The following is a 14,275-nucleotide window of genomic DNA, read 5'->3' on the forward strand; positions in this document are numbered from 1 at the left end:
AAAAATTGCAGGCACCGGACGTGTTGCCGTTACAACCCCGCATTCTCAAAAGCGGGCCGCTGTGCTAACCTGCCAGCATATTGTTTTACCAGAGAATTCGCATGCCAGAGCCCGGTTTTGTTGTGATCCATGCCAATCAGCTGGAAACGCTGCGCGAGCTACTGGTGCAATGGTTAAGTGCACACCCGGTGCCGGTGCTGGGCACAGAAGAAATTCTGGTACAAAGCAATGGTATAGCGCAGTGGCTGAAAATGGCGCTGGCCGAAACTGCCAACGGCCACCCCGGTATTGCCGCCGGTTTGCAGGTTGAGCTGCCCAATCAGTTTGTCTGGCAGCTGTACCGTGCGGTGCTGGGCGATACTATTCCGAAAAGCCTGCCGTATGACAAAATTAACCTAAGCTGGCGTTTACTTGGCCTGTTACCACAGTTAACCGATGAAGAATATGCGCCACTAAAACGCTATTTACACGATGACAGCGATGGCCGTAAAAGCTACCAGCTGGCGCTGCGGCTGGCCGATTTATTCGATCAATATCAGGTATACCGTGCCGACTGGCTGCAAAGCTGGCGCAGTGGCAGCAATGCGTTACCCAACAGCAAAAAACAGCAGGTGCCGCCCGATCAGTTATGGCAACCAGCATTGTGGCGCTTATTGCAAAGCCAGTTAGCCGGTGTGGTAGGGGATTCGGCTTTTTCCAGCCGGGCCGATGTGCACAGTATGGCACTGGCCGCGCTACAGCAGGGCCAACTGGCGCGCCCCGATTTGCTGCCCGATCGCATAGTAGTGTTTGGCGTGTCGTCACTGCCACAGCAAACGGTAGAGCTGCTGGCCGCACTGGGCGCGCAGCGCCAGGTGCTGCTAACGGTGCTTAACCCGTGCCGCCATTTTTGGGGCGATATTACCCACGCTAAAGATGAAATGCGCGCCGCGCAAAAACGCCACGGCCGCAAACCGGGCTTACCGCCGGTGCTGGATACAGACGCACTGTATTTACATGCACCGGTGCTGCTGGCCAGCCTGGGTAAACAAGGGCGCGATTATATCAGCCTGCTGGATGCATTTGATCAGAGTGAGCGTTATCAGCACTGGTTTAATGGCCGTATTGATTTATTTTCAGAACCGCTAGCCGACGTCAGCGCACTGCCGGTACTGGCGCAATTGCAGCAAGGCATGCTGGAGCTGGAGCCTACTCCGGTGCCTAAGCGTGTGCTGGTGGCGAATGACAGCAGTATCAGCTTTCATATTGCCCACAGCCGCCAGCGCGAAGTCGAAATTTTGCAGGACAACCTGATAGCAGCCTTTGCTGCCGACCCGACACTCAAGCCGCGCGATGTGATCATTATGACGCCGGATATCAGCCTGTACCAAAGCCATGTGCATGCCGTGTTTGGCCGCCTGACACACGACGATGCACGTTTTTTACCTTACACCTTAGCAGACCAGAGCCTGCGTGGCAGCCAGCCATTAATGGTGGCGCTGGAGTATCTGCTGGACTTACCCAGCCAGCGTTTTACCCTGACCGAAGTCTGCGATCTGCTGGACGTACCCGCCATTCAGCGGCGCTTTGCTATTAACAGCGAGGCGTTGCCGCAGTTACGGCTGTGGCTCAGTGAAGCCGGTGTGCGCTGGGGGCTGGATATGGAACAGCGTGCCAGCCTCGATTTAGCTACGCCGGGTAACAGTTACAGCTGGATGTTTGCCATAGAGCGTATGCTGCTGGGCTTTGCCATCGGCGATGTGCCTTTGTGGCAGGGCCGCGCACCCTATGCCGAAGTAGCCGGGTTAGCGGCCGCCGAACTTGGCCCGCTGCTGCAGTTTATCCAGCAGTTAAAGCGCTGGCACTTGCTGCTTAGCGGTAAAGCTACACATGGCCTGGCCGGTTGGCAGCAACTGCTGCTTAGTGAAGAAGGCCTGCTAAACAGCTTATTTGATTTTACCGACGAGCAGGACCAGCTTATTTACGCCCGCTTAAGCCAGGGCCTGGCGCAGTTAGTCAGTGCGGCGCAAAGTGGTGATTTTAACGGCGAGGTGCAACTGGCTGTGCTACGCGAAGCCTGGCTGGAACAAGCCAGCAGCAGCGGCTTAAGCCAGCGCTTTTTAGCAGGCAGCCTGACATTTTCTACCTTAATGCCCATGCGGGCTATTCCGTTTAAGCGCATATACCTGCTTGGCCTGAACGACGGCGATTACCCGCGCTCGCGTATGCGTGATGACTTTGACTTAATGGCCGCCGATTACCGCCCCGGCGATCGTTCGCGCCGTGACGATGACCGCTACCTGTTTTTAGAAGCGCTGCTAAGTGCCCGTGAAGCGCTGTATTTAAGCTGGGTTGGCCGCGATATCCGCAATAACAGCGAATTACCGCCCAGTGTGTTGCTAAGCCAGCTGATGGACTTACTCGATAGCGGCTGGCAGCATCCGACGGGGCAGCAAGTGTCACAGGCATTGTTGCATAGCTACCCGTTGCAGCCCTTTTCGCGGCAATATTTTAACGGCAACTATGCCACCTATGCTTATGAGTGGCAAACGGCGCATCAGGCAGCGCCTGCTATTACGGCGACCAGCAACCAGAGGAGTAACCAGAGCGACGAGCTGCCACTGCTGAGTATCCGCCTGCTGGACGACTTTTTAGCCAACCCCTGCCGACATTATCTGGCGCAGCGCTTTAAAACCCGCTTTTATTCCAGCGAGCTGGCCAGCGATGATGCCGAACCTTTTGTGCTCAATGCGCTTGAGTTATATCAGCTAAAACAGCAGTTGCTGCAGCAGTTACTGGCCGATCCGCAGCTGGATGTCGACGCGGCTATTGCCCAGCTGGCACGCGAGGCAAAGCTGCCGCTGGCGCTATTCGGCACCCTTAGCGGTGCTGATATTGGTCGCGAAGCCAAAGTGGTATTTGCCCGCTATCGTGCCGCCGGTATTGACTTGCAACGCAAAAGCACGCCGCTGAAACTGGCACTTAAGCTGGATCTGCATAGCGGCAGCATAGCGCTGAATGACAACCTGACCAATGTCTACCAAAGCCCGGCCGGCCAGCAGGCGCTGTTGCTGCTGCGGCCAACGGCTATCCGCAATAAGGGCGAGCTGCGCTGGCATACACTGCGCAGCGCCTGGTTGCAGCAACTGGCCGCCAATGCCCAGGGTGAGGCGGTAAGTACCTGGCAGTTCGGGCTGGACGATGCCGTGCAGCTTTTACCCCATAATCAGCAGCAGGCGGCTGCGCAGTTAACTGCACTGGTGCAATACTGGCAGCAGGGCCTTACGCAACCCTTGCCGGTAATGCCGAAAACCGCGCTGTGCTTTGTGCAAACGCAGGACGAAGCCAAATGCCGTGAGCTGTTTGAAGGCGGCTATAACTTTAGTGGCGAGGTAGAAACAGCCCCCGAGCTGCAACGCTATTACCCCGATTTTGCCAGTTTACTGCAGGCCGGTTTTGCCGACTGGGCGCAAAAACTGTATGGCCCGCTGCTGCAAACCCAGATAGCCGGTGACGATAGCAACCAAAGCCAGCGGAGCAACGCATGAGTACGGTAATCAAGCTGGATGCGTTAACCTTTCCACTGCATGGCAGCCGCTTAATTGAAGCCAGCGCCGGTACCGGCAAAACCTATACGCTGGCTGCGCTGTATTTACGCTTAGTGCTGGGCCATGGCGCTAGCGTAGCAGACGGCAGCGCCAATACACAGCAAGCAGCCAGCGGTTTTAACCGGCCGCTGTTACCGCCGGAAATTCTGGTGGTTACCTTTACCCGCGCCGCCACAGCCGAGCTGCGCGATAGGATCCGCAGCCGTCTGGTGGAGGCCGCTGCAGCGTTTCGTCAGGGCAGTGCTGAAGAGCAGTTTCTCGCCGGCTTACTGGCAGAATATCAGCCACAGCAGTTTGCCGCCTGTGCGTCGCGTTTAAGCAGCGCGGCTGAATGGATGGATGAAGCGGCTATTTTTACTATTCACGGCTGGTGTCAGCGCATGCTGGCCGAGCATGCCTTTGATTCTGGCATGAGTTTTGGCGAAGCGCTTAGCGATGACAATCAGCAACTGCTGCATACGCTGGCCTGTGATTATTGGCGCCGTTTTTTGTATCCGTTAACCGACGCCGCCATATTGCACGAGCTGGGTAATGTGGCCAAAACACCACAAGCTTTACTGGATGACGTAAGGCCCTGGCTACAGGCCGATGCCATAAACCTGCGCTTTAATGCGGCCGGTATGCCCCTGCCACAACCATTAAGCCCGCAGCAGGCGGCAATGCCGTTGCTGCATTGGCAGGAAGCACTCGATAGCCACTGTAAACAATTGCAGCAGGCGCTAAGCCCTAACGCTTTGCAGTTACTGGATGACGCCTACGCCAACGGCTGGTTAAACGGCAACAAATACCGCGCAGCCAGTTGGCCAGCCGAGCGGCAGTGGTGGCAGGCCATGCTGGCAGAGCCAGCGCTGCTAAATAACCGCGAAGCCGACTTTGCCAAAATGGTGCAAAAATTCAGCGCTGCCAGGCTGGCCGATGCGCAGAAAAAAGGCCAGCCGCCAGTTAGCCACCCGCTATTTGACTTATTTGAGCACACCACCGCCTTGCTGGATAACAAACCGGCACTGGCGTTAAGTGTGCGCCATCATGCTGCGTTGTGGTTGGCTGCTGAGTTTGCCCGGCATAAAAAGCAGCAGGCCGAGCTGGATTTTAACGACTTACTGCTGCAACTTTACCAGGCGCTAAAGGGCGAAGGTGCAGAAGTATTGGCTGCCCGTATCCGCGAGCAGTACCCATTTGCTATGGTAGATGAGTTTCAGGACACCGATCCGCTACAGTTTGCCATTTTTCGTGCCATTTACCCCGACGTTAACAGCAGTGACAACGCTCTGATTATGGTGGGCGATCCTAAGCAAGCCATTTACAGCTTTCGCGGCGCTGATTTACACACTTATTTAAATGCCCGTAGTTTAACTGCCGGGCGCCATTACAGCCTGGGCACTAACTTTCGCTCTACCGGCGCGCTGGTAGACAGTGTTAATCAGCTGTTTGCCCGTGCCGAGCAGCAGCGCGGTGCTTTTGGTTTTGGTAGTGCCGATACTACAGCGCTGCCGTTTTTACCGGTTAAAGCCAAAGGTAAAGCTGAGCAGTTACAACGCAACGGCAACGCCGTAGCGGCACTGAATTACTGGCTAAGTGATCTGGAGCCTGCCGGGCTGAAAAAAGGCGGCTACCAAAGCTTAATGGCAAAAGCCTGCGCCGATGAAGTGGCCGGGCTATTGCTGCAAGCGCAGCTTGGCAACGCCGGTTTTGCTGCCAGCGGTGAAACGCTTAAGCCGGTACAACCGGCAGATATTGCTATTTTAGTGCGCGACAGAAACGAAGCGGCTCTGGTGCGGCGCGAGCTGAGCACACGCAATGTGCGCTCGGTGTATTTATCTGATAACGAATCTATTTTCCAAAGCCGGGAAGCCATAGCCGTGCTTGGCTGGCTGCGGGCTTGCCAGCAACCGGAAGATGAAAGCCTGCTGCGCGCGGCGCTGGCATTGCCACTGGCCAATAACAGCGATGCACAGCTTCACCACTGGCTGAATGACGAGCTGGCCTGGGAGCAACTTACCGAGCAGGTGCGCGAGTTTCGCCAAATCTGGCGCTTTAAAGGCGTACTGGCGATGTTAAGTGCCTGGCTGCATTATTTTGCGTTACCGGCGAAATGGCTGGCGCAAGAGCAGGGCGAGCGGCGCTTAACCAATGTGCTGCATTTGGCCGAGCTGTTACAAAGTGAAAGCCAGCAGCGGGATGGCGAAAGCGGTTTGCTGCGCTGGCTGGCTGAACAGCTGGATAACCCGAAAAGCGCCGACGAGCAGCAACTTCGGCTGGAGAGCGATCAGCAACTGGTGCAGGTGGTCACTATTCATAAAAGTAAGGGCCTGCAATATAACCTGGTATTTTTGCCTTTTATCTGTGGCTTTAAAAATGTAAAAAAAGGCCAGCCGCAGCGCTATTTTGATGGCAGCCAAATGGTGTTGGATTTAACCCCGGACGATACCGCGCTGGCACAGGCCGAACACGAACGCTTACTCGAAGATATCCGCCTGCTCTATGTGGCACTAACGCGGCCGGTATATGCTTGCTGGCTGGGGTTAGCGCTATTTAGTGAAGGCGCAGCGAAAAAAAGCAAGCTGGCGCAAAGTGCCATAGGGTATTTGCTTGGCGTGCCGGAGGAACCGGCCCTTAGCGATCTGCAAACCGCTTTGGCAACACTGCCGTGGCAGCAACAGCCGTTGCCGCAGTTGTGTAAGTTCACGCCGGATGCGCAACTAATGCAGCTGACAGAGGCAGTTAAACTTAGCGCACCGTTAAAGCGCGAACATTGGTGGATAGCCAGCTACTCTGCGCTGCGCACCGGCAATAAGCCGGTAACTGAAACAAATAGCGCCGCACTGGCCGTTGATACCGCGCTGGATGCACTGCTGCAGGAAGAAGCAACCGAGCCGGTAGCGCACAGCGAGCAGCAGTTATCGATACACGATTTTCCGCGCGGTGCCGTACCCGGCACCTTTTTACATCAATTACTCGAAGATGCGCAGCAGCAGGGCTTTGCTCAGTGCGATAGTGCTTTTATCAGCCAGCTGCTTGAACAAAATTTAACGCAACATCATTGGTTGCAGTGGCAAAACGTGTTGCAAAGCTGGCTTACGCAAATGTTACACGCGCCGCTGCAGCAGGTTGGGCTTAACCTGACACAGCTACACAAGGTGCGGGCCGAGCTGGAATTCTGGCTGCAAAGCTGTGCGGTTAATGTGCTTAAACTGGACAGGCTAATTACAACTGCCGTGTTACCGGGTATGCCGCGCCCGCCACTATTGCCCGACACCCTGAACGGCATGCTTAAAGGCTTTATCGACCTAACCTTACAAGGCGCAGATGGCCGCTACTGGGTGCTGGATTATAAATCAAACTGGTTAGGCTCGGCAGACGCCGACTACAGCCCGGAAGCCATGCAGCATACCGTGCTGGATAAACGCTACGATGTGCAGGCGGCGCTGTATATGTTGGCACTGCACCGGCTGCTAAAACTGCGCCAGCCCGGTTATCTGCAGGCACCGCAAAACTATATCGGCGGTGCGCTGTACTGGTTTATCCGCGCGCCAGAGCAGGGCCAGTTGCTGCTTAATGCCGATATCACGCTGCTGCAGCAATTAGATACCTTATTTGCCGGTGAGCCTGTAATCTTGGAGGCTGACAATGCAGTTTGATTTATTCACCGCACCAGGCATCACGAACAGCGCCCTGACAGATTTAAGCCAGATGCAGGCGCTGCTGCAGCGCTGGACTGAGCGGCGCTGGCTGCGCGCTTTAGATGCACAGTTACCGCAGACTCTGCATCAGCTTGCCGCTGAGCCCAACCCACTGGTCTGGCTGCTTACTGCTTTGTTGTGTCATCAGTATGGCCGTGGCCACAGCTGTATTTTGCTGCAGGATTTACTGAATGATCCGGACGGTCTGCTTAGCCTGCCGCCGCAAAACCAGTTTTTACAACGCTTTAGCGATAGGCCCTCGGCCATTTTGCAGGGTTTAACATTACAGGATTATCGCACTGCGCTGGCACAAAGCAGTTGGCTGCAAGGTGAGGGCGGCGCGCCCCTGGTATTGGCCGACGAACGCCTGTATTTGCACCGGTTGTATCAGGCTGAGCAGCAGGTAAAGCAGCAGATCAACCGCCGGGTCAGCACAGTGCTACCGCTGCCCGTTAATATTGCTGAGCAGCTTGAGGCGTTATTCCCGCCAACCGAAAAAACTGATCCTGACTGGCAAAAACTGGCCTGCGCTATGGCGCTGCAGCGGCGCTTTGCCATTATTACCGGCGGCCCGGGCACCGGTAAAACCACCACAGTGGTAAAACTGCTGGCGCTGCTGCAACAAAGCACGGCGGCCAGCCTGACGATCAAATTAGCGGCGCCAACCGGCAAGGCCGCAGTGCGCTTAACTGAGTCTATCAGCGGCGCGCGGGTTAAACTTTCTGAACAACTCTCGCCGGAGCAGTTGGAACGCATTCCTACCGACGTCACCACTTTGCACCGCTTGCTGGGTGCGGTGCCAAACCGGCGCAGCTTTAAGCACAACAGCGATAACCCGCTGCAACTGGATGTGCTGGTGGTCGATGAAGCCTCGATGGTCGATTTGGAAATGATGGCGGCGCTGCTGGCTGCCCTGCCGGAGCGGGCACAACTGGTGCTGCTGGGTGATAAAGATCAGCTGTCGTCGGTGGAGGCAGGTTCAGTATTGGGTGATTTATGCCGTGGCGCTGATCTTGGTGGTTACAGCAGTGATACGCTGGCACTGCTTACGCCTTTTAGTGCGTTACCGCTAGGAAAATGGCAGGGCGACGGCACTGTGCTTAATCAGGCCACGGTAATGCTGCGCCATAGTCATCGTTTCGATGCCAGCTCTGGCATTGGCCAGTTGGCTGCTGCGGTCAATCGGGGGGGCACCAGTGCGCCGGCATTATTTGCCCGGTTTGACGATATTACGCTGTTAGAAGGTAATTCGTCGCAGGCATTAAAAGCCACAGTAGTAGCCGGATACCGCCAGTATCTGCAACTGATGCAACAGCCGGCAACGGACCGTGAACACTGGGCAACTGCGGTACTGGGCGGCTACAGCCGTTTTCAGTTGCTGTGCGCGCTGCGCAGCGGTGATTGGGGTGTGGAGGGTTTAAACCAGCAAATCAGCCAGTGGCTGAGCAGCGCTGGCTTAATTGATGCGCGCCAGCACTGGTACGCCGGCCGGCCGGTAATGATGCAGCGCAATAATTACAGCTTAGGTTTAATGAACGGCGATATCGGTATTACGCTGTTCGACCCGCAAAGCGGCCAGTTACGGGTGGTATTTCAGCTTGCTGACGGCAGCTTAAAGTGGGTGCTGCCCAGCCGTTTAACTGAGGTAGAAACCGCCTTTGCCATCACAGTGCATAAATCGCAGGGCTCTGAGTTTACTCATTGCTGTTTAGTGCTGCCAGCGGATAACAGCCCGCTGCTAAGTCGCGAGTTGCTGTACACCGGCATTACGCGGGCTAAGCAGCAGTTTACATTGTTATGCACCAACCCGGCGTTATTACAGCAATCCATAGCAAGGCGCGTAGCACGTAGCAGTGGCCTTTAACTCTATGGTTGCGAAGTGGCGTCTAACTGCACTGACGCTGCTTTTTCGCGCCCGTACCCGGAGTTGGTTTAATTTGCGGTTCACTTCAGTATGCTAACATGCAGTTACAGTCTCAGCTTAGCGGAGGAACGTATGCAGCAGATAAATAAAACCCTGATTAAACAGGGCTCCTACATCAACGGCAACTGGTTACAGCACACTGAAACCTTTGATGTGGTTAACCCGGCCAACCAGCAATTACTTACTACAGTTGCCATCGCCGGAGCCAACGAAGCGCAGCAAGCGGTGTTGGCGGCAGACAAAGCCTTTGCCGGCTGGGCTGCTAAACCGGCGGCAGAGCGCGCACAGCTGCTGCAAAGTTGGTATCAGTTGGTAATGCAGCATCAGGATGATTTAGCCCGCTTACTCACATTGGAACAAGGTAAACCACTTAGCGAAGCCAAAGGTGAAATTGCTTATGGCGCCTCATATTTGCAATGGTTTGCCGAAGAAGCCAAACGCTTATACGGCGATACCATACCGGCGCCCTCGAACGATAAACGCATTATTGTGCAGCGCCAGCCGGTCGGCGTGGTGGCAGCCATAACACCGTGGAACTTCCCTAATGCCATGCTGGCGCGTAAAGCCGCTGCAGCGCTGGCTGCCGGCTGTACCTTTGTAGTGAAACCGGCACAGCAAACGCCTTTATCGGCGCTGGCGCTGGCTGAATTAGCCCACCAGGCCGGTATTCCGGCCGGGGTATTTAATGTGGTAGTGGGCACCGATGCCAAAGCCATTGGCGAGGTATTTACCGGGCACGCTAAAGTCGCCAAATTCAGCTTTACCGGCTCCACAGCCGTGGGTAAACAGTTGGCAAAACAATGCGCCGACAGCGTAAAACGCGTAACAATGGAGCTGGGCGGCAATGCACCCTTTATTGTATTTGACGACGCCGACCTTGACGCGGCAGTGCAGGGCCTGATGGCGGCTAAGTTTCGTAATGCTGGCCAAACCTGTGTTTGTGCCAACCGCATTTTAGTGCAGCGCAGTGTATATCAGGCTTTTGCTGACAAGCTGGCTATTGCTGTTACTCAACTGAAGGTAGGCGATGGCTTAAACGGCGATAGCCAAATTGGGCCGTTAATTGATGGCAAAGCGTTAGAGAAAGTAGAAAAACTGCTGCAAAGTGCGTTGGATGATGGTGCCAAAGTACTGCTGGGTGGCAAAAGCCACAGCGCAGGTAAGCAATTTTTTCAGCCCACTTTGCTGAGTGATGTCAGCGCGGATATGGCCATCAGCCGCGAGGAAATTTTCGGCCCGGTGGCGCCGTTAATGGCGTTTGATACCGAGCAACAAGCAATAGAGTTGGCCAACAGCACCGAATATGGCTTAGCGGCGTACTTTTACAGCCGCGATATCGGCCGGGTGTTTCGTGTGGCGCAAGCGTTGCAGTTTGGCATGGTGGGTATTAACGAGGGCATAGTCTCTAACGCCGCTGCACCTTTTGGTGGCATCAAGCAATCCGGCTACGGCCGCGAAGGTTCTAAATACGGTTTGGATGATTACACAGATATAAAATACCTGTGTTTGGGTGGGCTGTAGCGGGCGCTGTTACAATCGGGATTGGGTTAAGATATTGCGATTGATGAAGCCATTGCTTTGTATCAGCGCCAGCGCTATAACAGACGCTGGTATGCTAAAGAGTAAGTACCGTGACGAGCCAGGCAATAATTCAAAACGAGATCCAACTGGTTTATATCAGTGATCGTTGCGCCAGCACGGATGATGTAGCTATTAATAAAATAAAGCTGCGGGCCGAGCCGAATAACCTGCGGCGTAATATTACCGGCGCTTTATTATTTACCGAGCATTATTTTTTGCAATATCTGGAAGGCGAAGCCGCGGTAGTTGATGCACTCTATGCCAGTATCTGCCGCGACAAAAGGCACAACAATGTGCGGCTATTACTGCGTAAACCGATACAACAGCGGGACTTTTCCCGCTGGAGTCTGGGGGTGAAAAAATTACTCGATAACGAAGAAAACCAGGACTTGATCGCAGTACTGAATATGCTGGGCCAGGCCAGTAATATCAACGAAAGCCAACTCGACTGGTTTAAACTGGCATTGAAGTAATGTTTCTAACTATTGCAACTTGAGTAGGTAAATCTGCTGATACTTTTGACGTTGTAATGATTTCACACACAGTGTTGGTTCCGTCGATTTCGTTAACCTGTTACTTCTGCAGGCAATGGTGCTTCAGTGCGGTATGAGAGGTCATCGTAATAAAACCGTTTAAATCTCCTGATTAACGCCAGCGATATTTCATCTTCTTTAACTAAACGTTGCGTAACGTCCATGTTGGCTGCGCGCAGTATTTCTGCGTGTTTTGTCAGTGCAGTTTCTGCTTTGGCTAAGTCGCCGTCAAAATCGGCGGGTATGGTGCCCAACAGATTGACGTGATATTGCTCTGTATCTTTAAGTTCTGCAAATGGCAGAATCTCAACATACATACCCGACAACACGTTATTGGCCTTTTTTACCTTTTCTCGAAGCGCACCCCTTGGGTCTGCAGCATCAATTCTGTTATTAAATGCAGTGGGTAGTGCAGGGCGGGAATAACGCGCGGCCAGCCAATCAGCAAAGTTGCGCACGTCGTACTCTTCCATCTGTTTATCTGTATCAGGAACGAACCTTTGCAGAAGCGCTTTGGGCACGAAGTGCTTTTCGAATGCCTTTATTTCAATGTATTTTTCAGAGGACATACCCGCGCCGGGCTGACGCTGAATAAATTTGGTGTGAAGAAGGCGAGCGTTTTTATTGTGCTGATAGTTACCTTCAGGTTTTTCAATTAACCTTGCCGCATACACTTCAACATGCGGGTCCAGTTCCAGGTTATTGTTGGCAATATCACAAGACTGCGAGGCGACAATCAACACAAAGGGCTGTTTGATTGTCGCACCAATTTCTGTACAAATCCTGATTGCGTCAGCGTCGCTAAATAGTGTGCCTTGCTGCCATCCATTTTGCTCCAGCGCGCTGCCAATCATGCCATGTGTCTCCTTTACGCAAAGGGATCAGCCAGCGACCTGGCAGGCTTGTGTTGCAGGTTCAGTCGTGTGCCGGCAAACAACAATGTATTTTGGTTTGCACCGTTTCGCAGTAGCTCAAACAGCGATTGTCCCTCTAATACCTGGGTATTCAGCTGTTCTGTTGGTTTTGGTAAACCACTTTTGGCCCACTCATTTGCCGTAAGCTGTAACTCATGGATGCGATTGAGTGTGGTAACACGCGGGGCCGCGCTGCCATCTATCCAGTTGTAAATGCTCTTACGCGTGCTACCAATGACCTCAGCCAATTGCTCTTTGGTTAAACCGAAGGTAGCACTTATGGTTTCAATAGCTACAGCAAGCGAATTACCTTTGCTGATCACAAAAGACACATTTGAACCACTGGGCGACTGGCTGTAACTAACGGTGGCAGTACCACCAGAGCCTTTTAGTACACCGGGTATAGCGTAACCAACCTCATCCTTAATCAAATTAATTGACGTCGGCATGCGTCGGTAGCTGGTGTTTAATTGTTGCCAGTCTGGACAATCATTATTCCATTCTGCGGTTACGACCATTTCGTTTCCCTCGCATAGTCCGTGGTTACCTGCCAAAACGCGGCCCTTGATGCTTCATGCAGGGCATCTAATCTTGTCAGTGCTTGTTCAAGCTCAAATGTTACCGACTCCTCGCCTGCTTCCCAGATGTGATCAAAATCTAGAATCAACCGTTCGGTAGCAGCCTGATCACGAACAATTTGCACCGGAACATTGTCAATATCGGGTGGGCAAGTCAGCGGCATTACACCAAACCAAGAGCGAATACACAGGGTTCCGGTATGGGTTTTAATATAATTTTCCGTTTTTAAATGACGGGTGCTGCCAAGGCTTTGCGTTGTTGTAGTTGGAATAAATTTTTCATCAACCAACTGAGAAAACTGCTCGTTGTTTTCTGTGGTGACTAAATCGCAGTAGCGCAGGCCGATACGTAAAAGTAATGAGGGCTCCACTATTTCAATCACTGTTTGCAGCGCATTTCTGCACGCATCGGCAAAACCATCAAAGCGCGGATAGTCATTGGTAAAATACACCAGCTTATCCTGGCTAATATCTATCGCATGTTTTTTATCGCCGGAGATAAATGACCAGCGATGGCTCGACGAAATCTCAAACTGATCCGCTTGCACGTGGATAGATTGCTCAGTACTTTTTCGAAACGTAGGGTACTGCCTGCGCAACGCTTCCTGCAGTTGCGGAATATACTGCTCAATTTGCAGGATCTGAGAAAAACGAAACTCGACAAGCACCAGTTTAAGCGGTTGATTCTCAAGCTTTCTGTATTCAGTCACACCCGTTATCCTTTTGGTTTAGCTAATAGCGGCATAAAATTATACACGAAATTATACACTGCAACTATCAATCTATGTGACAACCTGGTTTTAAGCAAGTTTCACCGCCATAGTGTTGGAAACTGTGCATTTAAAGCATTGGCTATAGGTGCATATCGCTATACCATAAGCGGCAAATCGAATCGGCCAGACTATCAGGGTTCAGCAAGCCTGAGCCGATGCAGTAATACCTAATGTGAAGATAAAAGAGAAGCTGGAGCGGGTTAAACAAGGTCTTTTACAGCAGATGTTTGTATAACAGGAGCCCTTTATGACTGACGATATTCGCTGGAAGCAACGGCTGCAAAACTGGAACCGGGCGTTGGCGCAGCTGACTAAGTTTATGCAACGTGATGCGCTAAACGAGCTTGAGGAGCTGGGGCTTATTCACAGCTTTGAATATAACCATGAGCTGGCCTGGAATACCCAGAAAGACTTTTTGCAGGATCAGGGTTTTACCGGGCTGTTTTGCGTTAAAGACGTTGCAAAAAAAGCTTTTGAAGTGGGTCTTATTAAAAACGGTGAGCTGTGGCTGGATATGATTAAAAACCGCAATTTAACCTCGCAGACATACAACGATGCGATTACCCGGCAAGTAGTTGATGCCATAGTGCATCAGTATTTTGCCGAGCTAAGCGAGCTAAATACTAAGTTAAATGAAGTAGCGGAAAAAGATTCATGTTAAATGAGAAATCCGGTCTGCAGCGAAGCACTAATGGCCATCGAAAC

9 protein-coding genes are annotated in these 14,275 nt (G+C 52.9%); 6 read left to right on the forward strand and 3 right to left on the reverse strand.

Annotated elements, in window-relative coordinates; translation table 11 throughout:
• Positions 1-101: 101 nt before the first annotated feature.
• The 5 genes from recC to AR688_RS01090 all read left to right on the forward strand — a co-directional run bounded on the left by recC (position 102) and on the right by AR688_RS01090 (position 11,245).
• A complete protein-coding gene (recC, locus tag AR688_RS01070) occupies positions 102-3,527 on the forward strand; it encodes an exodeoxyribonuclease V subunit gamma (protein WP_068227944.1) in 3,426 nt (1,141 codons plus the stop codon).
• The gene (gene recB / locus AR688_RS01075; protein ID WP_068227946.1) at positions 3,524-7,225 is read left to right on the forward strand and encodes an exodeoxyribonuclease V subunit beta; all 3,702 of its coding nucleotides are present in this window, start codon (positions 3,524-3,526) and stop codon (positions 7,223-7,225) included. Before recC ends, recB begins: the two co-directional genes overlap by 4 nt.
• Positions 7,215-9,131, forward strand: coding sequence for an exodeoxyribonuclease V subunit alpha (gene recD, locus AR688_RS01080; RefSeq protein WP_068227948.1), 1,917 nt, complete (start codon positions 7,215-7,217; stop codon positions 9,129-9,131). Before recB ends, recD begins: the two co-directional genes overlap by 11 nt.
• A gap of 132 nt (positions 9,132-9,263) precedes the next feature.
• Entirely contained in the window at positions 9,264-10,712 is a 1,449-nt protein-coding gene (locus AR688_RS01085) for an NAD-dependent succinate-semialdehyde dehydrogenase (RefSeq protein WP_068227950.1), read from the forward strand.
• A gap of 110 nt (positions 10,713-10,822) precedes the next feature.
• Positions 10,823-11,245: a BLUF domain-containing protein gene (locus tag AR688_RS01090; RefSeq protein WP_068227952.1), complete on the forward strand. Its 423-nt coding sequence runs from the start codon at positions 10,823-10,825 to the stop codon at positions 11,243-11,245.
• A gap of 92 nt (positions 11,246-11,337) precedes the next feature.
• Here the strand turns inward: AR688_RS01090 and AR688_RS01095 are convergent, their stop codons facing one another.
• Genes AR688_RS01095 through AR688_RS01105 form a run of 3 tightly spaced genes read right to left on the reverse strand, consistent with a single transcriptional unit; the run spans position 11,338 to position 13,507 of the window.
• Positions 11,338-12,159: a hypothetical protein gene (locus tag AR688_RS01095; RefSeq protein WP_068227954.1), complete on the reverse strand. Its 822-nt coding sequence runs from the start codon at positions 12,157-12,159 to the stop codon at positions 11,338-11,340.
• 14 nt (positions 12,160-12,173) lie between these two features.
• Positions 12,174-12,737: a helix-turn-helix domain-containing protein gene (locus AR688_RS01100; protein WP_068227957.1), complete on the reverse strand. Its 564-nt coding sequence runs from the start codon at positions 12,735-12,737 to the stop codon at positions 12,174-12,176.
• On the reverse strand, positions 12,728-13,507 hold the full coding sequence (locus tag AR688_RS01105; protein ID WP_068227959.1) for a TIGR04255 family protein: 780 nt from the start codon (positions 13,505-13,507) through the stop codon (positions 12,728-12,730). Before AR688_RS01105 ends, AR688_RS01100 begins: the two co-directional genes overlap by 10 nt.
• Before the next feature lie 310 nt (positions 13,508-13,817).
• Here AR688_RS01105 and AR688_RS01110 point away from each other — a divergent pair, with 310 nt between their 5' ends.
• The gene (locus AR688_RS01110) at positions 13,818-14,231 is read left to right on the forward strand and encodes a nucleotidyltransferase substrate binding protein (protein ID WP_068227961.1); all 414 of its coding nucleotides are present in this window, start codon (positions 13,818-13,820) and stop codon (positions 14,229-14,231) included.
• Positions 14,232-14,275: the final 44 nt, after the last annotated feature.

The organism is Rheinheimera sp. EpRS3 (assembly GCF_001513785.1).
In the GTDB taxonomy this organism is placed as follows: Bacteria; Pseudomonadota; Gammaproteobacteria; order Enterobacterales; family Alteromonadaceae; genus Alishewanella.

Coding starts and splice junctions, on each gene's coding strand:
- AR688_RS01085 (WP_068227950.1), top strand. CDS start 9,264: ATGCAGCAGATAAATAAAACCCTGATTAAACAGGGCTCCTACATCAAC.
- AR688_RS01100 (WP_068227957.1), bottom strand. CDS start 12,737: ATGGTCGTAACCGCAGAATGGAATAATGATTGTCCAGACTGGCAACAA.
- recB (WP_068227946.1), top strand. CDS start 3,524: ATGAGTACGGTAATCAAGCTGGATGCGTTAACCTTTCCACTGCATGGC.
- recC (WP_068227944.1), top strand. CDS start 102: ATGCCAGAGCCCGGTTTTGTTGTGATCCATGCCAATCAGCTGGAAACG.
- recD (WP_068227948.1), top strand. CDS start 7,215: ATGCAGTTTGATTTATTCACCGCACCAGGCATCACGAACAGCGCCCTG.
- AR688_RS01095 (WP_068227954.1), bottom strand. CDS start 12,159: ATGATTGGCAGCGCGCTGGAGCAAAATGGATGGCAGCAAGGCACACTA.
- AR688_RS01110 (WP_068227961.1), top strand. CDS start 13,818: ATGACTGACGATATTCGCTGGAAGCAACGGCTGCAAAACTGGAACCGG.